This window comes from Streptomyces sp. NPDC001410 (assembly GCF_042895235.1).
Classification (GTDB): Bacteria; Actinomycetota; Actinomycetes; order Streptomycetales; family Streptomycetaceae; genus Streptomyces.
Genome location: NZ_JBIAWE010000006.1, coordinates 72,722 through 97,663, shown reverse-complemented (window position 1 = coordinate 97,663; position 24,942 = coordinate 72,722). Strand labels below are relative to the sequence as shown.

General features: G+C 70.5%; 20 protein-coding genes. 2 read left to right on the top strand and 18 right to left on the bottom strand.

All coding sequences use genetic code 11. The annotated features are described in order from the left end of the window. Positions 1–23: 23 nt before the first annotated feature. The gene (locus tag ACFY3C_RS14325) at positions 24–1,694 is read left to right on the top strand and encodes an alkaline phosphatase D family protein (RefSeq protein ID WP_390770938.1); all 1,671 of its coding nucleotides are present in this window, start codon (positions 24–26) and stop codon (positions 1,692–1,694) included. 7 nt (positions 1,695–1,701) lie between these two features. Here ACFY3C_RS14325 and ACFY3C_RS14320 read toward each other — a convergent pair whose 3' ends face one another. The 6 genes from ACFY3C_RS14320 to ACFY3C_RS14295 form a co-directional block, all read right to left on the bottom strand. Next, the gene (locus ACFY3C_RS14320) at positions 1,702–2,271 is read right to left on the bottom strand and encodes a dienelactone hydrolase family protein (protein WP_390770937.1); all 570 of its coding nucleotides are present in this window, start codon (positions 2,269–2,271) and stop codon (positions 1,702–1,704) included. A 195-nt stretch (positions 2,272–2,466) separates the two neighbouring features. Beyond that, positions 2,467–4,053 (bottom strand): Na+/H+ antiporter, encoded by a 1,587-nt coding sequence (locus ACFY3C_RS14315; RefSeq protein WP_390770936.1) that lies wholly within the window; start codon positions 4,051–4,053, stop codon positions 2,467–2,469. A gap of 85 nt (positions 4,054–4,138) precedes the next feature. Continuing rightward, positions 4,139–4,606: a GNAT family N-acetyltransferase gene (locus ACFY3C_RS14310; protein ID WP_390770935.1), complete on the bottom strand. Its 468-nt coding sequence runs from the start codon at positions 4,604–4,606 to the stop codon at positions 4,139–4,141. Then, positions 4,603–5,547 (bottom strand): RluA family pseudouridine synthase, encoded by a 945-nt coding sequence (locus ACFY3C_RS14305; RefSeq protein ID WP_389183683.1) that lies wholly within the window; start codon positions 5,545–5,547, stop codon positions 4,603–4,605. Before ACFY3C_RS14305 ends, ACFY3C_RS14310 begins: the two co-directional genes overlap by 4 nt. Before the next feature lie 74 nt (positions 5,548–5,621). After that, positions 5,622–6,224, bottom strand: coding sequence for a signal peptidase II (lspA, locus tag ACFY3C_RS14300; protein WP_386574270.1), 603 nt, complete (start codon positions 6,222–6,224; stop codon positions 5,622–5,624). A 67-nt stretch (positions 6,225–6,291) separates the two neighbouring features. Then, positions 6,292–8,532 (bottom strand): TraR/DksA family transcriptional regulator, encoded by a 2,241-nt coding sequence (locus ACFY3C_RS14295; RefSeq protein WP_390770934.1) that lies wholly within the window; start codon positions 8,530–8,532, stop codon positions 6,292–6,294. Positions 8,533–9,146: 614 nt separating this feature from the next. Between ACFY3C_RS14295 and ileS the strand changes: the two genes are divergently transcribed. After that, entirely contained in the window at positions 9,147–12,290 is a 3,144-nt protein-coding gene (ileS, locus tag ACFY3C_RS14290) for an isoleucine--tRNA ligase (RefSeq protein ID WP_390770933.1), read from the top strand. Positions 12,291–12,450: 160 nt separating this feature from the next. Here ileS and ACFY3C_RS14285 read toward each other — a convergent pair whose 3' ends face one another. From ACFY3C_RS14285 to murF, 12 genes are all read right to left on the bottom strand, one after another. After that, positions 12,451–13,563 carry a DivIVA domain-containing protein gene (locus tag ACFY3C_RS14285; protein WP_390770932.1) on the bottom strand — a complete coding sequence of 371 codons (1,113 nt, stop codon included), beginning with the start codon at positions 13,561–13,563 and terminating at the stop codon, positions 12,451–12,453. Positions 13,564–13,618: 55 nt separating this feature from the next. Continuing rightward, the gene (locus ACFY3C_RS14280) at positions 13,619–13,906 is read right to left on the bottom strand and encodes a YggT family protein (protein WP_094220204.1); all 288 of its coding nucleotides are present in this window, start codon (positions 13,904–13,906) and stop codon (positions 13,619–13,621) included. A 50-nt stretch (positions 13,907–13,956) separates the two neighbouring features. Then, positions 13,957–14,598: a cell division protein SepF gene (locus ACFY3C_RS14275; protein ID WP_023551436.1), complete on the bottom strand. Its 642-nt coding sequence runs from the start codon at positions 14,596–14,598 to the stop codon at positions 13,957–13,959. A 128-nt stretch (positions 14,599–14,726) separates the two neighbouring features. Next, the gene (locus ACFY3C_RS14270; RefSeq protein ID WP_389183697.1) at positions 14,727–15,446 is read right to left on the bottom strand and encodes a YggS family pyridoxal phosphate-dependent enzyme; all 720 of its coding nucleotides are present in this window, start codon (positions 15,444–15,446) and stop codon (positions 14,727–14,729) included. A gap of 6 nt (positions 15,447–15,452) precedes the next feature. Next, positions 15,453–16,181, bottom strand: a complete 729-nt coding sequence (pgeF, locus tag ACFY3C_RS14265) for a peptidoglycan editing factor PgeF (protein ID WP_390770931.1) — start codon at positions 16,179–16,181, stop codon at positions 15,453–15,455. Then, complete coding sequence (ftsZ, locus tag ACFY3C_RS14260; protein WP_386574276.1) at positions 16,178–17,380, bottom strand: cell division protein FtsZ; 1,203 nt, start codon at positions 17,378–17,380, stop codon at positions 16,178–16,180. The genes pgeF and ftsZ overlap by 4 nt, the downstream gene beginning before the upstream one ends. Positions 17,381–17,658: 278 nt before the next feature. Further along, positions 17,659–18,453, bottom strand: coding sequence for a cell division protein FtsQ/DivIB (locus ACFY3C_RS14255; RefSeq protein WP_390770930.1), 795 nt, complete (start codon positions 18,451–18,453; stop codon positions 17,659–17,661). Between the two features lie 26 nt (positions 18,454–18,479). After that, on the bottom strand, positions 18,480–19,568 hold the full coding sequence (gene murG / locus ACFY3C_RS14250) for an undecaprenyldiphospho-muramoylpentapeptide beta-N-acetylglucosaminyltransferase (RefSeq protein ID WP_145875226.1): 1,089 nt from the start codon (positions 19,566–19,568) through the stop codon (positions 18,480–18,482). A gap of 6 nt (positions 19,569–19,574) precedes the next feature. Beyond that, a complete protein-coding gene (gene ftsW / locus ACFY3C_RS14245; protein WP_390770929.1) occupies positions 19,575–20,936 on the bottom strand; it encodes a putative lipid II flippase FtsW in 1,362 nt (453 codons plus the stop codon). Between the two features lie 95 nt (positions 20,937–21,031). Then, entirely contained in the window at positions 21,032–22,480 is a 1,449-nt protein-coding gene (murD, locus tag ACFY3C_RS14240; RefSeq protein ID WP_390770928.1) for a UDP-N-acetylmuramoyl-L-alanine--D-glutamate ligase, read from the bottom strand. Beyond that, entirely contained in the window at positions 22,462–23,532 is a 1,071-nt protein-coding gene (mraY, locus tag ACFY3C_RS14235; RefSeq protein WP_386574484.1) for a phospho-N-acetylmuramoyl-pentapeptide-transferase, read from the bottom strand. Before mraY ends, murD begins: the two co-directional genes overlap by 19 nt. Next, positions 23,532–24,938: a UDP-N-acetylmuramoyl-tripeptide--D-alanyl-D-alanine ligase gene (gene murF, locus ACFY3C_RS14230; protein WP_386574280.1), complete on the bottom strand. Its 1,407-nt coding sequence runs from the start codon at positions 24,936–24,938 to the stop codon at positions 23,532–23,534. Before murF ends, mraY begins: the two co-directional genes overlap by 1 nt. Positions 24,939–24,942 lie beyond the last annotated feature (4 nt).

Genomic DNA, 24,942 nt, shown 5'->3' with positions numbered 1-24,942 from the left:
ACCGATCAGTAACCTGATCGGTCGTGACCAGTCGATACAAGCCATCCGAGGCCGCAAAGCGCCTCAACTCCCTGTCGCCCCGCCGCCGTACGGTCGTCAAGGCCGCGGCGGCGACTGCTGTCCTGGCCGGACCGCTCGCCGCCGCCCTGCCGGCGCGCGCCGCCACGGACGCCCCCGCCTTCCTGCACGGCGTCGCCTCCGGCGACCCGCTGCCCGACGGCGTGCTGCTGTGGACCCGGGTGACCCCCACCCCGCAGGCGATACCCGGCTCCGGGATCGGCCCGGACACCGAGGTGAGCTGGGTCGTCGCCAAGGACAAGGCGCTGACGAACGTCGTCGCCAAGGGCTCGACCACCGCGACCGCTGCCTCCGACCACACCGTCAAGGCCGACATCCGCGGCCTGGAACCGGCCACCGACTACTGGTTCCGCTTCTCGGCCGACGGCACGAACTCCCCGGTGGCGCGTACCCGCACCGCGCCGGCGGCGGACGCTGCCGTCTCCGGCCTGCGTTTCGGCGTGGTCTCCTGCGCCAACTGGGAGGCCGGCTACTTCTCCGCCTACCGCCACCTCGCGGCCCGCACCGACCTCGATGCCTGGCTGCACCTCGGCGACTACATCTACGAGTACAAGTCCGGCGAGTACGCGGCCCGGGGCACGGTCGTCCGCCCGCACGCGCCGGCGAACGAGATCCTCACGCTCGCCGACTACCGGATCCGGCACGCGAAGTACAAGACCGACCCCGACCTGCAGGCGCTGCACCTGAAGGCACCGGTCATCGCGATCTGGGACGACCACGAGTTCGCCGACAACGCCTGGTCGGGCGGCGCGGTCAACCACACCGAGGGCGCCGAGGGCACCTGGACGGACCGCCAGGCCGCCGCCAAGCAGGCCTACTTCGAGTGGATGCCGGTCCGCCCCGCGATCGCCGGCACCACCTACCGCCGGCTGCGCTTCGGCAAGCTCGCCGACCTCTCCCTGCTGGACCTGCGCTCCTTCCGCTCCCAGCAGGCCGGCACGGCGAGCGGTTCGGTGGACGACCCGAACCGTACGATCACCGGCCGGGCCCAGCTCGACTGGCTGAAGGCCGGGTTGAAGGCCTCCGACACCAAGTGGCGGCTGGTCGGCAACTCGGTGATGATCTCGCCGTTCTCCTTCGGCTCGCTCTCCGCCGACCTGTTCAAGCCCCTCGCCGAGCTGCTCGGGCTGCCGCAGGAGGGGATCGCCGCCAACACCGACCAGTGGGACGGCTACACCGACGACCGCCGCGAGGTGCTGGACCACCTGCGCTCCAACGCCATCGGCAACACCGTCTTCCTGACCGGTGACATCCACATGGCGTGGGCCAACGACGTGCCGGTGGACGCGGGCACCTACCCGCTGTCGGCCTCGGCGGCCACCGAGTTCGTCGTCACCTCGGTGACCTCCGACAACCTCGACGACATCGTGAAGGTCCCCGAGGGCACCGTCTCCGCGATCGCCTCGCCGATCATCAAGGCGGCCAACCGGCACGTCCACTGGGTGGACACCGACCGCCACGGCTACGGCGTCCTGGACATCACCGCCGACCGTGCGCAGATGGACTACTACGTCCTGTCCGACCGCACGAACGCCAACGCGACCTCCTCCTGGGTGCGTTCGTACCGCACCCGCAGCGGCACGCAGAAGGTGGAGCGCACCTACGACCCGGTGTAGCCGACTGCTACAGGCTGTCGAGGAAGCCGAGCGCCACCCGCCAGGTGGCCTCGGCGGCCTCCGCGTCGTGGTCCGGCAGCCCGGGGTCGGTGTACAGGTGGCCCGCCCCGGCGTACCGGTAGATCTCCACGTCCGCCCCCGCTCTGCCCATCTGCAGGTACCAGGCGCTCAGCCAGTCGTCCGTCTCGAACGGGTCCGGCTCGGCGACGTGCAACTGCACGGGCAGCTCGTCCACCTGTACGTTCGGCGCGAGGTCCGAGGTACCGTGCAGGAGCAGCAGACCGCGTGCCTTCTCGTCGCCGAGGGCCAGGGTCTGCGCGATGGAGGCGCCGAGCGAGAAGCCGGCGTACACGAGCCCCCGCTCCGAGTACGGCGCCGCCGCCAGCACGGCCCGCTTCAGCAACTCCTCCTTGCCGATCCGCTCCTTGAACTCCATCCCCTCCTCGACCGTGTCGAACGTGCGCCCCTCAAAGAGGTCCGGCGTCCACACCTCGTGGCCCGCCGCGCGCAGCCGGTCCGCGGCCTCGCGCACCGCGGGCCTGAGCCCATAGGCCGAATGCAAGAGCATGATGTTCATGAGGCCATGGTGCCAGCCGGGTACGACAACGCCGTAGCGCGGCCTCCCGCGGGGCGCCGCGAAGACGCAGGTTCGGGAGCCCGCGACCCGCAAAGGCATGGAGACGGAAAGCCGCCGACGGCGCCGCACCCCCACGGCAGACGCCCACCTCTCGGCCGACTGGAAACGGGTGGTGCGCGAGTGGGAGAGAAAATCTCAACGCAGGCTCCGCACATCGAGATGCCTCAGCACCCGATCCACAATCTCGGGATCCGCCCCCGGCTCACTCCGCGCGGCCAACACCTCATGCCGGGCCGCACTCAACATCTCCCCCTGAATCCGCCTCACCCGCTTCACCCGCCGCTCCCTCTGCTGATGCGCCTCCCGCCGCTCCGCTTCCCCCAGGTCCGGGCTGATCCGGATCCCGATGTCGAAGGCCCGCCGCAACATCTGTTCCGCCAGCTCCTCCGGCAACTCCTCCACCTGCTCGATCTCCCGCAGCCTCCGTCTGGCGGCCTTCGTGGCCCGTCGCGCCAGCTCCTCCTCGAACTCCTTCTCCCGCTCGGAGTCCGCCCGCACCCCGAGCCGCTTCACCAGCCAGGGCAGGGTCAGCCCCTGCAGCACCAGCGTGGCGATGATCACTCCGAACGCGATGAAGATGATCTCGTCGCGCTCGGGAAAGGGAGATCCGTCGTCCGTCCTGAGCGGGATCGCCAGCGCCAGCGCCACCGAGGCCACCCCGCGCATCCCGGACCACCACATCACCACGGTCTCCCGCCAGCCCACCGGGATCTCCTCGTCGTAGTCCCGCCGGGCGTGCAGCCGCTTGGTCAGCCAGGTCGCGGGCATCAGCCACAGCAGCCGTACGAGGACGACGACGCCGACGATGATGGCGGACCAGCCGAGCAGTTCGCCCCAGCGCCCGCTCGCCGTCCTGATCGCGTTGTGCAGTTCGAGACCGATCAGCCCGAAGGCGACGCCGGTGACGAGCGTGTCGACGATGTCCCAGAAGGTGTACCCGGCCAGCCTGGTCATCACGTCGTCGGCGTCGGTGGCGTACTCGGCGAGGAAGAGAGCCGTGGTGAGCACGGCGAGCACCCCGGACCCCTGCAGCTCCTCCGCGAGCACATAGGAGGCGTACGGCACCAGCAGAGTCATCCCGATCTGCAGGGTGGGGTCGCCGAGCAGGTCCATCAGCTTGTTCGCGCCCCAGCCGAGCACCAGCCCGACCACGACCGCGACCACGGCCGACAGGACCAGGTCGAGACCGGCGTGCCAGGCCGAGAACTCCCCGCTCACGGCGGCGGCGATCGCCACGTGGTACAGCACGATGGCCGTGACGTCGTTGAAGAGCCCCTCGCCCTCCAGGATCGACACCAGACGGCGCGGCAGCCCGAGCTGCCCGGCGACGGCGGTGGCGGCGACCGGGTCGGGCGGGGCGATCAGCGCGCCCAGCGCGACGGCGGCGGCGACCGGCAGGCCGGGCACGATCGCATGGGCGACGGCGGCCACGCAGATCGTCGTCACGAAGACCAGGGCGACGGCCAGCAGGAAGATCGGCCGCTTGTTCGCCGTGAACTGCCGCCACGAGGTCCGTCGTACGGCGGCGTAGAGGAGTGGCGGCAGCAGTCCGGGCAGGATCAGCTCGGGCGGGATGTCCACGTCGGGCACGAAGGCGGTCACCGCCAGGACCCCGCCGAGCACGGTCATCAGCACCGGCGCCGGCAACCCGAGCCGTTCCCCCACCGGGACGCTCACCAGGGCCCCGAGCAGCACCACGAACAACAGAGCCAACTGGTCCACGGCCGGCGCTCCGGGAGTCGACGATCACACGGCAGGCGTCCAGCCTGCCACGGCCCTCGGCGCTCCGGCCGTCACGGCACCTCGGCTACAGGACGCGCCGCATCGCCCGGTGCGGGATCCCGGCCTCCGGGTACTCCGGGCCGTACGCCTCGTACCCGAGGCGCTCGTAGAAGCCCAGGGCGTGGGTCTGCGCGTGCAGGTCCACCGCGGCCAGGCCACGCGCGCGTGCCGCCTCCTCGATGGCCCGCACCAGGGCCACGCCGACGCCCAGCCCGCGCGCCTCACGGGTGACGGCGAGCCGCCCCAGGGAGCCCACCGAGGCGTCCCCGCCGGTCTTCGCCGCTGCCGCCTCGCCGTACAGCAGGCGGCCGGTGCCGAGCGGCACGCCGTCCTCGCGGACCGCCAGCACATGCACGGCCACGGCGTCGTACGCGTCGTACTCGATGTCCTGCGGGACGCCCTGCTCGACGACGAAGACGCTCTTGCGCACCGTGAAGCAGGCCTCGCGGTCGGCGGGGTCCTCGGCGATCCGGACGGTGTACGGCGTGCTCACGCCCACGTCTCCTCGCGGACCTGGTCGAGGGCGCTCTGCAGGTCCTCGGGGTAGTCGCAGGCGAACTCCACCCACTGCCCGTCCCCGGGGTGCTCGAAGCCGAGCCGCACCGCGTGCAGCCACTGGCGGGTCAGGTGCAGCCGCTTGGCGAGGGTCGGGTCGGCGCCGTAGGTCAGGTCGCCGACGCAGGGGTGGCGGTGGGCGGACATGTGGACGCGGATCTGGTGGGTGCGGCCGGTCTCCAGCTTCACGTCGAGCAGGGAGGCGGCGCGGAATGCCTCGATGAGGTCGTAGTGGGTCACGGAGGGCTTGCCGTCGGCCGTGACCGCCCACTTGTAGTCGTGGTTCGGGTGGCGGCCGATGGGGGCGTCGATCGTGCCGCTCGTCGGGTCCGGGTGGCCCTGGACGAGGGTGTGGTAGCGCTTGTCGACCGTGCGCTCCTTGAACTGGCGCTTGAGCGACGTGTACGCGTACTCGGACTTCGCCACGACCATCAGGCCGGAGGTGCCGACGTCCAGGCGGTGCACGATGCCCTGGCGCTCGGCGGCGCCGGAGGTGGAGATCCGGTACCCGGCGGCGGCGAGACCGCCGATGACGGTCGGGCCGCTCCAGCCCGGCGAGGGGTGCGCGGCCACGCCGACCGGCTTGACGATCACGACCACGTCATCGTCGTCGTGCACGATCTCCATGCCCTCGACCGGCTCGGCGACCACCTGCACGGGCGCGGGTGCCTGGGGCATCTCGACCTCGAGCCAGGCGCCTCCGTGCACCCGCTCCGACTTGCCGACCACCGTCCCGTCGACCTGGACCTTGCCGGCGGCGGCCAGCTCCGCCGCCTTGGTGCGGGAGAAGCCGAACATGCGGGAGATGGCGGCGTCGACGCGCTCGCCCTCCAGGCCGTCGGGCACGGGCAGGGTACGGATCTCGGGAATCGTGCTCACCCGACGAGTATGCCGGACGGCTCCGACGACCCCGAACGAGCCTGTGGACAACGCCCCCGCGGTGCCGGCCGGCGTCAGTCCTTGTGGACGGTGCCGTCGGGGTCCAGGCCGCGGAAGGACAGCAGCACGATCAGGATGCCGCCGCACACGATCGCCGAGTCGGCCAGGTTGAACACCGCGAAGCCCTTGGGCGCGATGAAGTCCACGACCTCGCCCTGGAAGATCCCGGGCTCCCGGAAGATCCGGTCGGTGAGGTTGCCGAGCGCGCCGCCGAGCAGCAGGCCGAGGGCGATCGCCCAGGGGAAGCTGTAGAGCTTGCGGGCCAGGCGGATGATCACCACGATCACGGCGGCCGCGATCAGCGTGAAGATGATCGTGAAGGCCGCGCCGAAGCCGAAGGCCGCGCCCGGGTTGCGGATGGCGTGCAGCTCCAGCAGGTCCCCGATCACCTCGATCGGGGCGTGGTGCTCCAGCTTCGCGACCACGATCATCTTGCTGATCAGGTCGAGGGCGTACGCGAACGCGGCCACCGCGAACAGCACCGCGATCCGGCGCCCGCGCCCGGTCCGCTGCGGCGCCGCCGCCCCCTGCTCACCCGTGTCGGACACGCCGGACGTCTGCTCGCCGCTGTCGTCCGGGGTGTCCGGCGTACCGATGATGCGCTCCGCCTCTGCCACGTGAGTCCCTCAACCTAGGTGCCTGACTGAGGACGAGAGTACGGCACGTCCCGGCGGGCCCTCGTGCTCAGGAGCGACGTTCCTGCTTCTGCTTGCACTCCACGCACAGTGTGGCCCTCGGGAACGCCTGCATGCGGGCCTTGCCGATGGGGTTTCCGCAGTTCTCGCACAGGCCGTAGGTGCCCGCGTCGAGCCGTTCCAGGGCGCGTTCGGTCTGGATGAGCATCTCGCGCGCGTTGGCGGCCAGCGCCATCTCGTGCTCGCGCGTGATGTTCTTGGTGCCGGTGTCGGCCTGGTCGTCACCGGCGCCGTCCCCGGAGTCCCGCATCAGGCCCACCAGGGAGGCCTCGGAGGAGCTGATCTCGGTCCGCAGCCGCTCCGCCTCGGACTGCAGCTCGGCGCGGGCCTCGGCGACCTCTTCCGGGGTCCAGGGGTCCTCGCCCGGGCGCACCGCCAGCTCGCCGGGCTCCGCCGCGGCGACCCGCGCCTTGGGAACGGCGGTCTGCTCCGCCGTGGCCGTGCCAGGAGTCTTCTTCGCAACCACCGTCGTGGCTCCCGTCTGCTTCGCGGCCCGCGCCGCGCCCGCCTTCTTGGCCGTGCTCTTCCCGGCAGTCCTGGTGGAGACGCCCTCGCCGACCGCCTTCTTGCCGACGGCCTTCCTGGCAGCCCCCTTCACGACTCCACCGGCAACCGTCTCCTCGGCGGCCACCTCCACCGCCTTCTCGCCCCCCTTCTCGGCAACGGCGCCCTTCCCGGCCCCCTTCTTGCCGGCGGCCGTCCCCTTGGCACCCGTCTCCTTGCCCGCTGCCTTCTTGACCCCCGCCTTCGCGGCCGACTCTTTGCCGACCGAACCCTTGGCGGCCGTTTCCTTGGCGCTCGTCTCCTTGGCGCTCGTTTCCCTCGCCGCGCCCTTCTTGGCCGCCGCTTTCGCAGCCGACTCCCCGACGGCCGCCTCCTTCGCCACTGCCTTCTTGGCCGCAGCCTTCCTCGGTGCCGTCTCCTTGGCCGCTGACCTCCCGGCCGCCGTCTTCTCCGCCGCCGCCTTCCCGGCCGCCGTCTGCTCGGCTGCGGCCTCCTCGACCGCCCCCACGCCGACCGCGGCCTTCCCGGCGCCCGCCCTCTTCCCAGCCGCCTTACCAGCCGCAGCCTGCTCGGCCACCGCGCCCCCAGCCGCCGCCTTCTCGCCCGGCGTCCTCCCAGCCGCCGCCTTCCCAGCCGCGGCCTCCTCGACCACCCCCGCCTCGGCCGCAACCTTCCCGGCGCCCGCCTTCCCGGCGGCAGGCTTCGTGTCCGCCTCCCCAGCCGCAACCTTCTTGCCCGCCGTTCTCCCGGCCGCCGCCTTCCCGGCCGCGACCTCCTCGACCACCCCCGCCTCGGCAGCAGCCTTCCCAGCGCCCGCTCTCTTCCCAGCCGCCCTACCTGCCGCAGCCTGCTCGGCCACCGCGCCCCCAGCCGCCGCCTTCTCGCCCGGCGTCCTCCCAGCCGCCGCCTTCCCAGCCGCGGCCCCCTCGGCGACCCACGCCTCGGCCGCAACCTTCCCAGCGCCCGCCCTCTTCCCAGCCGCCTTACCTGCCGCAGCCTGCTCGGCCACCGCGCCCCCAGCCGCCGCCTTCTCGCCCGGCGTCCTCCCAGCCGCGACCTCCTCGACCACCCCCGCCTCGGCAACAGCCTTCCCAGCGCCCGCCCTCTTCCCAGCCGCCTTACCAGCCGCAGCCTGCTCGGCCACCGCGCCCCCAGCCGCCGCCTTCTCGCCCGCCGCCTTCCCGGCCGCGACCTCCTCGACCACCCCCGCCTCGGCAACAGCCTTCCCGGCGCCCGTCTTGCCGGCGGCATGCTTCGTCCCCGTCTCCCCAGACGCCGTCTTCTTCCCTGCCTTCCCGACCGACGCGCTCTTCCCGGCCTTCCCGACCGACGCGCTCGTCCCGGCTTCCTCGACCGCCGTGCTCTTCCCGGCTTCCTCGACCGCCGTGCTCTTCCCGGCGTCCACGACGGCCGTGCTCTTCCCGGCCCCCGCCATAGAGCCCCTCTTGGCCGTCGAGCCCCTCTTCCGCTCGGTCTCCTCTGCGGCGGCCGCCCTCTTCGTGGCAGCGCTCGGCTGCTCCCCGGGCGGCTTCCTCGGTGTCTTGGCGGCTGCCGTGCCGCCCGGGGGGCGGTCGGAGCGTGCTGTTCCGTCGGCGCGGGAACGGACCGTTTTCACCGGTCCCGCCAGGCCGGCCGAGGCGGCACCCGCGCGCGTGGTCTTCTTGCGGCCGGCTCCCTGGGAGCGGCCGGTCGCCGGCTGCTGTACGGCGGTCTTCTTCGCCACCATGGCCGCGACCCCTTCACATATTGTGATCTTGCCCGCGAATCGTGCTGGGACGATAAATCGACTTGAGTCCCGCGGCAACGGGGCGCACCGCCCGATTCGCCCGCCCGCACCCCCCGCGCAGCGGACCTGCATCCGTTGTGCCCAGCTCCCCGCCGGGTAATCCGCCGAGCCGGGCGCGCCCGGATGCGCGCACCCGTACCCCTCGCCATTCGGGTCATCCCGCCGCCGCCCCGCCGCCGCCCCGGCGGGGCCCCGCGCGGGCCACGAAAAGCGGTCGGCCGCTGTCCGCGCGGCGCCGTACACTGGGCGGAGCGAAAAGCGTGGATGGGGACGAGTAGCGACGTACGCAGCCCAGAGCGACCCGGGGACGGTGTGAGCCCGGGGGTGAGCGCGACGTGAAGATCACCCCGGAGCCGCCGGAAGAAAGCCGTGGAGGACCCACGGCGAGTAGAGCCGGCTTCGCGACCCCAATGAGGGGGCTCACCGGCGCGTACGGCGCGGCGGGGAGCCAAGGAGGGTGGTACCGCGGGAGCGCGCCGCACACGGCGTAGCAGGAATGAAGGCTCTCGTCCCTCCGACGGAAGGCAGCAAGTTCCGTTGGAGGATGCTCGCAGATGACAGCGCCGACGTACCGCCAGGTGCCCGCCCAGGTCGACCTGCCCGCGCTTGAGCACGCCGTGCTCGACTTCTGGCGCGACCAGAAGATCTTCGCCAAGAGCCTGGAGCAGTCCGAGGGCCGCCCGGAGTGGGTGTTCTACGAGGGCCCGCCCACCGCGAACGGCATGCCCGGCGCCCACCACATCGAGGCGCGGGTCTTCAAGGACGTCTTCCCCCGCTTCCGCACCATGCGCGGCTACCACGTGGCCCGCAAGGCCGGCTGGGACTGCCACGGCCTCCCGGTGGAGCTGGCAGTCGAGAAGGAGCTGGGCTTCTCCGGCAAGCAGGACATCGAGGCGTACGGCATCGCCGAGTTCAACGCCAAGTGCCGCGAGTCGGTGACCCGGCACACCGACGCCTTCACCGACCTGACGACCCGCATGGGCTACTGGGTCGACCTGGAAGACGCCTACCGGACCATGGACCCCGAGTACGTGGAGTCCGTCTGGTGGTCGCTGAAGGAGATCTTCAACAAGGGCCTGCTGGTCCAGGACCACCGCGTCGCCCCCTGGTGCCCGCGCTGCGGCACCGGCCTGTCCGACCACGAGCTGGCGCAGGGCTACGAGACGGTCGTGGACCCGTCCGTGTACGTCCGTTTCCCGCTCACCTCCGGACCGCTCGCCGGCGAAGCCGCGCTCCTGGTGTGGACGACGACCCCGTGGACCCTGGTGTCCAACACGGCGGTCGCCGCGCACCCCGAGGTGACCTACGTGGTCGCGACCGACGGCGAGGAGAAGCTCGTCGTCGCCGAGCCGCTCGTCGCCAAGGCGCTCGGCGAGGGCTGGGAGACCACCGGCCAGTCCTTCACGGGCGCCGAGATGGAGCGCTGGACGTATCAACGTCCGTTCGAGCTGGTGGAGTTCCCGGAGCCGGCCCACTATGTGGTGAACGCCGAGTACGTCACGACCGAGGACGGTACGGGTCTGGTCCACCAGTCCCCCGCCTTCGGTGAGGACGACCTCAGGGTCTGCCGCTCGTACGGCCTGCCGGTCGTGAACCCGGTCCGCCCCGACGGCACCTTCGAGGAGGACGTCCCGCTGGTCGGCGGCGTCTTCTTCAAGAAGGCGGACGAGAAGCTCACCGAGGACCTCCAGCAGCGCGGTCTGCTCTTCAAGCACATCCCGTACGAGCACAGCTACCCGCACTGCTGGCGCTGCCACACCGCGCTGCTCTACTACGCGCAGCCCTCCTGGTACATCCGCACCACGGCGGTCAAGGACCGCCTGATCCAGGAGAACGAGCAGACCAACTGGTTCCCGGAGACGGTCAAGCACGGCCGGTTCGGCGACTGGCTGAACAACAACATCGACTGGGCGCTGTCCCGCAACCGCTACTGGGGCACCCCGCTGCCGATCTGGCGCTGCGAGGACGACCACCTCACCTGCGTCGGCTCCCGCGCGGAGCTGACCGAGCTGACCGGTACCGACCAGGCCGGCCTGGACCCGCACCGCCCGTACATCGACGACGTCACCTTCGCCTGCCGTCACGACGGCTGCGGCAAGACCGCCACGCGCGTGCCCGAGGTGATCGACGCCTGGTACGACTCGGGTTCGATGCCGTTCGCGCAGTGGGGCTACCCGCACAAGAACAAGGAGCTGTTCGAGAGCCGCTACCCGGCGCAGTTCATCTCCGAGGCGATCGACCAGACGCGCGGGTGGTTCTACACCCTCATGGCCGTCGGCACCCTCGTCTTCGACAAGTCGTCGTACGAGAACGTCGTGTGCCTCGGCCACATCCTCGCCGAGGACGGCCGCAAGATGTCCAAGCACCTGGGCAACACCCTGGACCCGATCCCGCTCATGGACCGGCACGGCGCGGACGCGGTGCGCTGGTTCATGGCGGCCGGCGGCTCCCCGTGGGCGGCCCGCCGGGTGGGCCACGGCACCATCCAGGAGGTCGTCCGCAAGACGCTCCTCACGTACTGGAACACGGTGGCCTTCCAGGCGCTGTACGCCCGTACGTCGAACTGGGCGCCGTCCGCCGCGGACCCGGCCCCGGCCGACCGCCCGGTGCTGGACCGCTGGCTGCTGTCCGAGCTGCACGCGCTCACGGACCAGGTGACCCAGGCGCTGGAGGCGTACGACACCCAGCGCGCCGGCAAGCTGCTCTCCGCGTTCGTCGACGACCTGTCCAACTGGTACGTCCGCCGCTCGCGCCGCCGCTTCTGGCAGGGCGACAAGGCCGCGCTGCGCACGCTGCACGAGGTGCTGGAGACCGTCACGAAGCTGATGGCCCCGATCACCCCGTTCATCGCCGAGCGGGTGTGGCAGGACCTGGTGGTGCCGGTGACCCCGGGCGCCCCGGATTCGGTGCACCTGGCTTCCTGGCCCGAGGCGGACCTCGGCGCGATCAACCCCGACCTGTCGAAGCAGATGGTCCTGGTCCGCCGGCTGGTGGAGCTGGGCCGTGCCACGCGCGCGGAGTCGGGCGTCAAGACGCGCCAGCCGCTGTCCCGGGCCCTGATCGCCGCCACCGGCTTCGAGAACCTGGACCCCGAGCTGCACGTCCAGATCACCGAGGAGCTGAACGTCTCCGCACTGGCGTCACTGTCCGAGGTCGGCGGCTCGCTGGTGGACACCACCGCCAAGGCCAACTTCCGCGCCCTGGGCAAGCGGTTCGGCAAGCGCGTCCAGGACGTGGCCAAGGCCGTCGCGAACGCGGACGCGGCGGCGCTGTCCCTGGCCCTGCGCGAGGGCACGGCGTCGGTCGAGGTCGACGGGGAGACGGTCGCCCTCGCCCCGGACGAGGTGATCATCACGGAGACCCCGCGCGAAGGCTGGTCGGTGGCGTCCGACTCGGGCGCGACGGTCGCCCTGGACCTGGAGATCACCGAGGCGCTGCGGCAGGCGGGCCTGGCCCGTGACGCGATCCGGCTGATCCAGGAGGCCCGCAAGAACAGCGGCCTGGACGTCGCCGACCGGATCGCGCTGCGCTGGACCTCCACGGACACGGCGGTCATCGCGGCCCTGACCGAGCACAGCGAACTGATCGCCGAGGAGGTCTTGTCGACCGACTTCGGCCAGGGTGAGGCGGACGACAGCTTCGGCGAGCCGTTCACCGACGAGGGGCTGTCTCTCACGTTCCGGCTGCGCAAGGCGTAAGCGCTGATCGTTTGAAGGGCCCGGTCTCCGGCTAGGAGGCCGGGCCCTTCTTCCCTGAGGCAGCAACACGCGTAAAAAGGGCGGGGCCCCGGACCGAAGTCCGGGGCCCCGCCCTGTTGAACGCTGCCGACGCCGTTGTCGTACTAGTGGCCGCGGCCCGTCAGTTGTCGTCCTCGTCGATCAGGAACCCGCGCATCGGCGAGGGCGCCTGGCCCATCGGGGACGGACCCTGCGGACGGACCGGAGCCATGGGCTGGGTCATCGCGGGGGTCATCTGCTGCTGGCCGCCGTAGGACGGGGCCGGCGGCGCCGGAGGGCCACCCATCGGCTGGTTGCCGCCGTAGGACGGGGCGCCCGCGCCGGCCGGTGCCATGGAGGGCGCCGGGGACGGCGGGAGGGAGGCGGTGGCCGGGGTGCGCGGCGGAGCCAGGGAGTCGTCGGCCTGCGTCTCCAGCTGGCGCAGCTGCGACTCCAGGTAGGACTTCAGACGCGTGCGGTACTCGCGCTCGAAGCCGCGCAGGTCCTCGACCTTGCGCTCCAGCGTGGCGCGCGCGGACTCCAGGGAGCCCATGGCGACGCGGTGCTTCTCCTGCGCGTCCCGCTCCAGCGCGTCCGCCTTGGCACGGGCGTCACGCTCCAGACCCTCGGCGCGGCTGCGGGCCTCGCCGACGATCTTGTTGGCCTCGGAGCGGGCCTCGGCGATCGCCTGGTCGGCGGTCTGCTGAGCCAGCGAGAGGACACGGGCGGCGCTGTCGCCACCGGGGCCCTGACCGGGGCCGCCCATCGGACCGCCCATGGGGCCGCCCATCTGCTGCGGCATGGGCGGCTGACCACCCATGGGGCCCTGACCCATCGGACCCTGGCCCATCGGGCCGGGACCCTGCGGGCCGCCCTGACCGCCGGGACCGGCGGGCAGCTGCGGGGCACCGCTCGGCAGCTGGGGCGGACCACCCATGGGGCCACCCATCTGCTGCTGCGGCGGGCCCGATATGCCGGCGGGCACCGGAGCGCCGGGACCTCGCATACCCTGCTGAGGCATGCCAGGCTGCTGATCCTGCGGCTCGGGAGGCTTGCGCATGTTCTGCTGGTTCTGGGCAGCAGCGCGCGTGGCCGCGGCCAGCTTGGCGCGCAGGTCCTCGTTCTCGCGGAGTAGACGGGTCAGTTCGGCTTCGACCTCGTCGAGGAAGGCATCGACCTCGTCCTCGTCATAGCCTTCTCGGAGGCGGACGGTCGTGAACTGCTTGTTCCGCACGTCCTCGGGGGTCAACGGCATCTCTTCACCTCAACGTAGTCATCGGCAGTCGGCAAGACCGTATCGTCCACTCTCATCACAAGAAGCTCTGCACAACGGAGATGAGGATGTAGACGATGATCATCAGTACGAAGAAGGACAGGTCGAGCGCCACGCCCCCGAGACGCAGCGGCGGGATGAACCGCCGCAGAAGCTTCAGCGGTGGATCGGTGACAGTGTAGGTGGCCTCAAGGACGACCACCATCGCCTTGCCGGGTTGCCACGAGCGGGCGAACTGGAAGACATAGTCCATGACCAGCCGGAAGATGAGCACAACGAGGAACACCATCAGCGCGATGTAGATCACCTGCGCGAACACGCTCATGGCCTGGACTTCCCTCTCCCCTGTTCCGTGCTTCTTTCCGGTGGTGCGTCTCAGCTCTGGTTGAAGAACCCGCCCTCTGCGATGCGGGCCTTGTCCTCCGCCGTGACATCGACGTTAGCAGGAGACAACAGGAATACCTTCTGCGTCACCCGCTCGATGCTGCCGTGAAGACCAAACACCAAACCGGCCGCAAAGTCGACAAGTCGCTTCGCGTCTGTGTCATCCATCTCAGTCAGATTCATGATCACCGGGGTGCCCTCACGGAAGTGTTCCCCGATGGTACGGGCCTCGTTGTACGTCCGCGGGTGAAGCGTGGTGATCCGGTAAGGCTCTCGTTCCGACACAACCTTGGGCATGATCACCGGTGCGTTCTTCTCCAGGGACTGACGTTCTTGTGTGATGGATGCCACGGGCGCGATGCGCGCCGGACGTCCGGATTCCGCGGCGAGCGAAGTCGAACGGGCCACCGGTTCACGCGGTGCGGGCGGCTGCACGATTCGCACCTCTTCGTCCCTTTGGGACTGATGTGCACTGTGCGACTGGTGTGACGATTCATGCCGTCGGTGGTCCCGCTCGGGCTCCGGGTCCAGTTCGGGCTCGAAGTCGTCATCGGGATCGAATCCGCGGCCGTCGTACCCATCGTCCTCCACGAGGCCGAGGTAGACCGCCATCTTGCGCATCGCGCCGGCCATGCTCTGAGTCCTCCGCTCTGTGGTGGATCGACTGACTACTGCCAAGTGCCCGCGATCCACGAGGTCGTTGCGCCCGCCTTCACAGGCATTGACCATATTTTCTGCTGTGGTCCGACTTCTTGGCGACGTTACCCGAGCCTGGGGCGGACTCCGAGTACCGCGGTGCCGACGCGCACATGTGTCGCCCCGGCGGCCACGGCCTGTTCGAGGTCCGCACTCATCCCTGCCGACACCATGGTTGCAGCCGGATGGGCTCGGCGCAGGTCAGTCGACAAATCCATGAGCCGCTCGAATGCCGCCTGTTCGCGTCCCGCGTACTCCCCGGTGAGCGGAGCGACGGTCATCAGTCCGTCGAGCCGCAATCCGGGCGAACCGGCCACGAGGTCGGCCAACTCTTCGATTCCGCCGGGCGCCACGCCACCGCGCTCGCCCCGCAGGCTCTCGCCGGCGTCGAGCGCGACCTGGATGAGACACCCCACCTCGCGCTCCACCCGCACGGCCTCCTTCGACAGCGCGGTGACGAGTCGCGCACGGTCGATGGACTGCACGACATCGGCGTAACCGACCACGGAACGCACCTTGTTGGTCTGCAACTGACCGACAAAATGCCAATTCAGGGGCAGATCCGCACAAGCCGCGGCCTTCGGTGCCGCGTCCTGGTCCCGGTTCTCGGCGACATGACGCACACCGAGTTCCGACAGAATCCGCACATCACTCGCCGGGTAGGTCTTGGTGACCACGATCAGGGTCACCTCTTCCCGCCCCCGCCCGGCCGCCGCGCACGCGGCGGCGATGCGCTGCTCGACTTTCGCCAGATTTGCGGCGAGTTCGGTCTTACGGTCCGTCATGCCCCATCAGTCCAGCCAGACATAGCCCGCGAGCCGCCCGGTGGTGCGGTCACGGCGGTACGAGAAGTGATCGCCCGACTCCAGCGTGCACACCGGCGAGTGCGCCCGGTCGCACACCCCGAGCCGGTCGAGCTGTGCGTGCACTCCGGCGCTCACGTCGACCGCGGGTGTGCCCCAGCTCGTCTCGGCGTGCGCCGTCGGCTCGACGGCGGCCACTTCGGCGCGCATCTGCTCCGGCACCTCGTAGCACCGGCCGCAGACGGCCGGTCCGGTACGGGCGACGATCCGGCCCGGCTCGGCGCCGAGTTCGGCCATGGCCCGTACGGCAGCGGAAACGATCCCCTTGACCATGCCGGGCCGCCCGGCATGCGCCGCGGCCACGACCCCGGCGACGGGGTCGGCCAGCAGCACCGGCACGCAGTCGGCGGTGAGGACGGCCAGGGCGAGTCCCCGGCGGACGGTGACGATCGCGTCGACCTCCGGTACGGGCCGTTCACCCCAGGGCGCATCCACGACGGCCACGTCGGCGCCGTGCACCTGGTTCATCCAGACAACCCGCCCGGCGTCCAGCCCGAGCGCCTTCGCGGCCAGCTCCCGGTTCTCCCGCACGGCCGCGGGATCGTCCCCGACCGCGCCGCCGAGGTTGAGCTCCTCATACGGAGCGGCGCTCACCCCACCCCACCGGTCGGTGAAGGCGAAGTGCGCGCCGCTCACGCTCTCGCGCTGTCCTATCACTTCAGAAAGTCCGGGACGTCCAGTTCCTCGGCCGCGCTGTCCGAGTAGTTCCGCGACGACGGGACCGGCGGGGCGGCCGGGACGTCGGCCACCGGCTCGGGCGTCGGCTCCGGCTCCTCCTTCGGGGTCACGCTGCCCAGCGAGCCGAAGGACGGGCGGCTCTCCGGCTGCCGTACCGGAGCGGGCTCCTCGCGGCGGGCCGGGGCCGAGGAGGAGGCCGAGCCGAGAACGTTGTCCCGGCGGGCCGGCGGCTGGCCGCCGTCGAAGCCGGCCGCGATCACGGTGACCCGCACCTCGTCGCCGAGGGCGTCGTCGATGACCGCGCCGAAGATGATGTTGGCCTCGGGGTGGGCGGCCTCGCTGACCAGCTGCGCGGCCTCGTTGATCTCGAACAGGCCGAGGTCGGAGCCGCCGGAGATGGAGAGCAGGACGCCCCGGGCGCCGTCGATGGAGGCCTCGAGGAGCGGCGAGGAGATCGCCATCTCGGCGGCGGCCACCGCGCGGTCGTCGCCGCGGGCCGAGCCGATGCCCATCAGGGCCGAGCCGGCCTCGGACATGACCGACTTGACGTCGGCGAAGTCGAGGTTGATCAGACCGGGGGTGGTGATGAGGTCGGTGATGCCCTGAACACCGGAGAGCAGGACCTGGTCGGCGGACTTGAAGGCGTCCAGGACCGAGACCTGGCGGTCCGAGATGGACAGCAGCCGGTCGTTCGGGATGACGATGAGGGTGTCGACCTCTTCGCGCAGCTCGGCGATGCCGTCCTCGGCCTGGTTCGCGCGGCGCCGTCCCTCGAAGGTGAACGGGCGCGTGACCACGCCGATGGTGAGGGCGCCCAGCGAGCGCGCGATGTTGGCCACGACGGGCGCGCCGCCGGTGCCGGTGCCGCCGCCTTCACCGGCCGTCACGAAGACCATGTCGGCCCCCTTGAGAACCTCCTCGATCTCCTCGCGGTGGTCCTCGGCGGCCTTGCGGCCGACGGCCGGGTTGGCTCCGGCGCCGAGTCCGCGGGTGAGTTCGCGGCCGACGTCGAGCTTGACGTCGGCGTCGCTCATCAACAGCGCCTGTGCGTCGGTGTTGATGGCGATGAACTCGACACCCTTGAGACCGACCTCGATCATCCGGTTGATGGCATTGACACCACCGCCGCCGACACCGATGACCTTGATGACTGCGAGGTAGTTCTGCGGTGCTGCCACGTCGAAGGCCTCTCGCCTCGAATTACGTTGTCGCCACCGGGCGGTTCCCCGCACCGGGACGACGGATGCCGAATGGGACGGTCCGAACGCCGACCCGAACCCTAACCCTGAAGTTTAGGGTTACCAGTGTGTCTGTTCCCTGGAGTCTTCTGAACAGGACACTAAGTCGACAAGTGGCGCCCGTTCAACGAACACGCCGAACCTCCCGTTTTTCTTTTCACCCTATGTGATCAGCCGTAGCAGTGCCCAACCAGGGTGCTGGCCTGCGCTGATGTGCGTCAACTCCCCGATGACGCAGGGGCGGTGGGGACGCTGACATCGAAGTGCCGCGCACCGGGAGCTGCTTTCATGAGAGCCGTGAGGGCCCGTGCCTTGGCGCGGCCGTTCTCGCCGCTCCCCCATGCCACGGTGCGGCCGTCGCCCAACTCCAGCGAGATGTCGTCGTAGGAACGGACTTGGACGGTCCGGGTGTCCCGGGCGACAGCGGCCGGCAGGTCGCCGCCGACCTGGACCGCCTCGCGCACCAGCCGGTCGGTGCCGAAACGCCGGAAGCTGGCGGAACCGGAACCCTTGCGGGATGCGGTCAATTCCAGCGTCGGAACGCCTTTCGGCGCCTGCGAAACCGTGGCGAAACGGACACCTTCCTCGTCGACTTCGACGAAGTTCCCCGCTTTTCGGACAAGTAGCACCGGGGTGCGCTCGACGACTTTCAGGCCGATTCCATGCGGCCAGGAACGGACGACATCAACGGTGTCAATTCGGGGCAATTTCCGGCGAAGTCGGGCCGCGATGGCGTCCGTGTCCACGGAAATCAGCGGGTCCCCGACCGGCACGGAGGCGGCCTCGCGCACGTCGGCCGGGGTCAGGACACGGGTGCCCGAGACCGAGACGCGCTGCACACGCAGCCACGAGGAGCCGTACAACACCCAAGCGGAACCCGCCCCGAGGAGCACCAGGGCGACCGCCAGAATGACGATCGTACGAAGGCGGAGTCTCCTCAACCTCCGCGCGAGCGGCGGGCCGGACGACTCCTGCTGGCGTTCACCGCGCTCGGCGGTCGTCGGTCCGGCCACGCTCACTGCCCCTTCGTCATACAGTCCTATCGGCGCGAGGCGATCGCCTCGTACACCATGCCGACCAGCAGCTCGTCGGCGTCCCGGCGACCGAACTCGCTTGCCGCGCGTGACATCTCGTACAGCCGGTGCGGGTCGGCGAGCACGGGCAGGACGTTCTGCTGCACCCACTCGGGGGTCAGCTCCGCGTCGTCGACGAGGAGTCCGCCGCCGGCCTTCACCACCGGCTGGGCGTTCAGCCGCTGTTCGCCGTTGCCGATGGGCAGCGGGACGTAGGCGGCCGGGAGCCCGACGGCGGAGAGTTCGGCGACGGTCATCGCGCCCGCGCGGCAGAGCATCAGGTCGGCCGCGGCGTACGCGAGGTCCATCCGGTCCAGGTAACTTACCGGGATGTAGGGGGGCATTCCCGGCATCTGCTGCACCTGCGGCAGTTCGTTCTTCGGGCCGACCGCGTGCAGGATCTGGATGCCGGCCTGCTGCAGCCAGGGAGCGACCTGCTGGACGACCTCGTTGAGGCGCCGGGCACCCTGCGAACCGCCGGAGACGAGCAGCGTGGGCAGGTTCGGGTCGAGGCCGAACCGGGCGCGGGCCTCGGGGCGGGCGGCGGCGCGGTCCAGGGTCGCGATGGAGCGGCGCAGCGGAATGCCGATGTAGCGGGCGTCGCGCAGCTTGCTGTCCGGAGTGGAGACGGCGACCCGGGCCGCGTACCGCGAGCCGATCTTGTTCGCCAGGCCGGGCCGCGCGTTGGCCTCGTGGATCACGATGGGCACCCCGAGGCGCTTGGCGGCCAGGTAGCCGGGCAGGGCGACGTAGCCGCCGAAGCCGACCACGCAGTCGGCCTTGGTGCGCTCCAGGATCTGCTCTGCGGCCTTGATCGTGCCGCGCAGCCGGCCCGGAACGGTGATCAGTTCGGGCGTGGGCTTGCGGGGCAGCGGCACGGCGGGGATCAGCGCCAGCTCGTAGCCGCGCTCCGGGACGAGTCGGGTCTCAAGTCCGCGTTCCGTGCCCAGGGCCGTGATCCCCACGGTCGGATCCTGCCTGCGCAGGGCGTCCGCGAGGGCGAGCGCGGGCTCGATGTGGCCGGCGGTCCCCCCACCAGCGAGTACGACATGCACCGAAATTCACCGCTCTCCGGACGAACGCGCCACCGAGGCACGCCGTCGCATCGTGTTCCATCTCCGAGGCCCCCGATCCATCCTGGCGCCTCCAGCCCGCTTTCTACCAAAGCGAGGTTGCCGCATCGCAAGCGCCGCCCGCGCAGCGGGCTCGTCGCGTGCGAAGGCGATCAGCAGCCCGATGGCGAACATGGTCGGCAGCAGGGCGGACCCTCCGTAGGAAAACAGCGGGAGGGGGACACCGGCGATCGGCAGCAGACCAAGCACCGCACCGATGTTGATCACCGCCTGGGTGGTGATCCAGGTGGTCACGCCTCCCGCGGCGTACCTCACGAAGGGGTCCTCCGTGCGTCCGGCCACGCGGATACCCGCATAGCCTAGAGCCGCGAACAGGGCGAGCACCGACAGCGTCCCCGCCAGGCCCAGTTCCTCACCGGTGACGGCGAAAATGAAGTCGGTGTGTGCTTCAGGTAGTTGGCCCCATTTTTCCACACTCGCGCCGAGACCGGATCCGAAGAGTCCGCCGGAGGCGAGGGCGTAGATCCCGTGCACGGCCTGCCAGCAGTCGGCGACCCCGGACTTCGGCTCGGTGGCGCCGATGCAGGCGAGCCGGGCCATCCGGTTGGGGCTGGTCTTGATCAGGACCACACCGATCAGACCGGCGATCGAGAGGACGCCGGCGAACAGCCGGGTCGGCGCCCCCGCGAGCCACAGCAGGCCGAACAGGATCGCCGTGAGAATGATCGCGGTGCCCATGTCGCCGCCGAGCATGATCAGGCCCAGCAGCAGGAAGGCGACCGGCACCAGCGGCACCAGCATGTGCTTCCACTGGGTCAGCAGCTTCTTCTCCTGCTTGCGGGCGATCAGGTCGGCGCCCCACAGCACCAGGGCGAGCTTGCCGAACTCACTGGGCTGGATCTGGAAGGAGCCGCCGAGGGAGATCCAGTTCTGGTTGCCGTTGACCGCCATCCCTATCCCTGGCACCTGCACCAGGACCATCAGGAAGACGGCACCGGCGAGGATCGGGTAGGCGAGTGCGCGGTGCAGCTTCACCGGCATACGGGAGGCGGCGAACAGCAGTCCGCTGCCGATGAGCGCGGCGAGGAACTGCTTGCGGAAGAAGTACGACCCCGGCAGCGACAGCTGCAGCGCGGTGATCTGGGAGGCCGAGTAGACCATCACCAGGCCCAGCACGGTGATCAGCAAGCTGCCGCCGAGGATCAGGTAGTAGGCGGTCAGCGGCCGGTCCCAGGCCTTGCGCGCGCGCATGTAGAGCCGCAGGAACGGGTTGTCGCCCGACGGCCGGGGTGCCGTGGGCCTTCTGGCGGCGCGCTGAACAGGAGGACGGCCTGTACGGCTACTGGGCATCACCAGCTCCTCGCACCCGCCGACCAAACCCGAGCCACATCCGCCTCACGCGTCCCTCCAAGGGTCCCGAAGCACCCAGGGGGTGAGACCCGCCGTCAGGCGCCCGCTCCGAGTTCGCGGACCGCCTCCGCGAACGCGTCACCGCGCTGGTTGTAGTTGGTGAACATGTCCATGGAGGCGCAGGCCGGGGCCAGCAGCACCGTGTCGCCGGGCTGCGCGAGCCGCTTCGCCTCCGTCACCGCCTGGAGCATCGCCCCAGTGTCGGCCCGTTCGAGGTCGACGACGGGTACTTCCGGGGCGTGTCGCGCGAGGGCCTCGCGGATCAGGGCACGATCGGCGCCGATCAGGACGGCACCGCGAAGTCGCTTTGCCGACTTGGCGACCAGCTCGTCGAAGGTCGCGCCCTTCGCCAGACCGCCCGCAATCCATACGATCGGCTCATATGCCGCCAACGAGGCTTCCGCGGCATGGGTGTTGGTCGCCTTGGAGTCGTCCACGTACGCCACCCCGTCGATGTCGGCGACGTGCGCGATGCGGTGGGCGTCCGGCCTGAAGGCCCTGAGGCCGTCGCGTACGGCCTTGGCGGGCACCCCGAAGGCGCGCGCGAGGCCCGCGGCGGCAAGGGCGTTGGCGATGTTGTGCGGGGCCGGCGGGTTGACGTCGAAGACCTCGGCCAGCTCCTGCGCGTTCTTGTGGCGGTTCTCCACGAAGGCGCGGTCGATCAGGATGCCGTCCACGACGCCGAGTTGGGAGGGGCCCGGGGTGCCGAGGGTGAAGCCGATGGCGCGGCAGCCCTCCTCCACGTCCGCCTCGCGCACCAGGTCCTCGGTGAGCTTGTCGGCCACGTTGTAGACGCAGGCGACCCGATTGCCTTCGTAGATGCGGCCCTTGTCGGCGGCGTACGCCTCCATGGAGCCGTGCCAGTCGAGGTGGTCCGGGGCGAGGTTCAGGACGACCGCGGAGTGGGCGCGCAGGGAGGGCGCCCAGTGGAGCTGGTAGCTGGACAGTTCGACGGCCAGGACGTCGTACCGCTCCTCGCCGAGGACCGCGTCCAGCAGGGAGACGCCGATGTTGCCGACGGCGGCCGTGCGCAGGCCCGCGGCCCTCAGGATCGACGCCAGCATCTGGACGGTGGTGGTCTTGCCGTTGGTGCCGGTCACGGCCAGCCAGGGGGCCGCGTCGGGGCCCCGCAGGCGCCAGGCCAGCTCCACGTCGCCCCAGACGGGCACGCCCGCCTGCTCGGCCGCGAGGAACAGCGGCTTGTCCGGCTTCCAGCCGGGCGCGGTGACGATCAGCTCGGTGCCCTCGGGCAGGGTAGCGCCGTCGCCGAGGCGCACGGTGATGCCGAGCGCCTCCAGCTCCGCGGCCTGCTCACGCGCGCGTGCGTCGTCGCCGTCGTTGACGACCGTGACGATCGCCCCGCGCGCGTGCAGCACTTTCGCCGCCGGGACGCCGGAGACGCCGAGCCCGGCGACGGTGACGTGCTTGCCCTGGAAGTCAGAAGGCTCAGAAGGCACCGAGGAGGTCACTTGTCCGCTGCCCATCCCGCATAGAAGAGGCCAAGTCCGACAATCACACAGATTCCCTGGATGATCCAGAAGCGGACCACCACCAGGACTTCGGACCAGCCCTTGAGTTCGAAGTGGTGCTGGAGTGGCGCCATCCGGAAGACGCGCCTGCCGGTGAGCCGGAAGGAGCCGACCTGGATGACGACCGACATGGTGATGAGGACGAACAGGCCGCCCATGATGGCCACCAGCAGCTCCGTGCGGGAGAGGATGGCCAGGCCCGTCAGGACACCACCGAGGGCGAGCGAACCGGTGTCGCCCATGAAGATCTTCGCCGGCGAGGTGTTCCACCACAGGAAGCCCAGGCAGGCGCCCATCAGGGCGGAGGCGATCACGGCGAGGTCCAGCGGGTCGCGCACCTCGTAGCAGGCGGCCGGGTTGGTCAGGGTGCCCGCGTTGGCGCAGGACTCCTGGAACTGCCAGACGCCGATGAACGTGTAGGCGCCGAAGACGAGGACGGAGGCGCCGGTGGCGAGGCCGTCCAGACCGTCGGTGAGGTTCACGCCGTTCGACATCGCCAGGATCATGAACAGCGCCCAGACGACGAACAGCACCGGGCCGATGGACCAGCCGAAGTCCGTGATGAACGACAGCTTGGTGGAGGCCGGAGTGTTGCCCCGGGCGTCGGCGAACATCAGCGACAGCACCGCGAAGGAGATGCCGACGATCAGCTGGCCGGCCATCTTGGCCTTGGCCCGCAGACCCAGCGAACGCCGCTTGACGATCTTGATGTAGTCGTCCAGGAAGCCGACCAGACCCATGCCGAACATCAGGCCGAGCACCAGCAGGCCGGAGTAGGTGGGCGGGTAGCCGGTGATGAGCTTGCTCAGGAAGTACGCGGCGATCGTCGCCAGGATGAAGGCGATACCACCCATGGTGGGCGTACCGCGCTTGCTGGCGTGCTCGCGCGGGCCGTCGTCACGGATGTACTGGCCGTACCCCTTGCGGGCCAGCAGCTTGATCAGCAGCGGGGTCCCGATCAGGGTCAGGAAGAGGCCGATGACTCCCGAGAACAGGATCTGCTTCATCATCGGGCGGCAACCTCACCCTCGGCACCGGCCTCGACGAGCGCCTGGGCGACGCTTTCGAGCCCCACCGAACGGGACGCCTTCACGAGCACGACGTCCCCTGGGCGCAACTCGCTGCGCAACAGGTCGACCGCCGCCTGTGCGTCGGACACGTGCACCGACTCCTCACCCCACGAACCCTCGTTATATGCGCCCAGTTGCAGCCAGGAGGCCTCAATCCCCCCGACCGCGACGAGCTTGCTGACGTTGAGCCGGACGGCGAGCCGTCCGACGGCGTCGTGCTCGGCGAGCGCCTCGTCCCCCAGCTCGGCCATCTTGCCGAGCACCGCCCACGTGCGGCGCCCCTTGCCCATGGCCGCGAGCGCCCTGAGGGCGGCCCGCATGGACTCGGGGTTGGCGTTGTAGGCGTCGTTGACGATGGTCACGCCGTCCGGGCGCTCGGTGACCTCCATCCGCCAGCGGGAGAGGGAGCCCGCCTCGGAGAGCGCGGTGGCGATCTCTTCCGCGGACAGGCCCAGCTCATGGGCGACGGCGGCCGCGGCGAGCGCGTTCGACACGTGGTGCTCACCGTACAGGCGCATGGTCACATCGCTTGCACCGGAGGGTGTGTGAAGCCTGAAGGCGGGCTGTCCGCTGTCCGTGAGTCGCACGTTCTCGGCGCGTACGTCCGCTTCGGCCGACTCTCCGAAAAGGACCACCTTCGCCTTGGTACGGGAGGCCATGGCACGGACCAACGGGTCGTCGGCGTTGAGGATCGCGGCTCCGTCCTCGGGCAGCGTCTCCACCAGCTCGCCCTTGGCCTGCGCGATCTGTTCACGGCCGCCGAACTCGCCGATGTGGGCGGTGCCGACGTTGAGCACCAGGCCGATCTTCGGCGGGGTGAGGCCGGTGAGGTAGCGGATGTGGCCGATGCCGCGCGCGCCCATCTCCAGGACGAGGAACCTGGTGTCCTCGGTGGCGGACAGGGCGGTCAGCGGCAGCCCGATCTCGTTGTTGAGCGAGCCGGGCGTGAACACGGTCGGCGCCTTGCTCCGGAGCACCTGGGCGATGAGGTCCTTGGTGCTGGTCTTGCCGGCCGAGCCGGTCAGCGCGACGAGGGTCGCGCCGAGCCGTCGTACGACATGGCGGGCGAGGGCGCCGAGGGCGGTCTGGACGTCGTCCACGACGATCGCGGGCACGCCGACGGGACGCGACGCCAGTACGGCGACCGCGCCCGCCTCCACGACGGCCTGCGCGAAGTCGTGGCCGTCCACGCGCTCGCCGACGAAGGCGGCGAACAGGGTGCCTGGCACCACCTCGCGGGAGTCCCGTACGACCGGTCCGGTGACCTGGACGGACGGATCCGGTATGTCGTGCGTCTGCCCGCCGACGACTGCTGCGATCTCGGCGAGGGAGAGGGCGATCACAAGT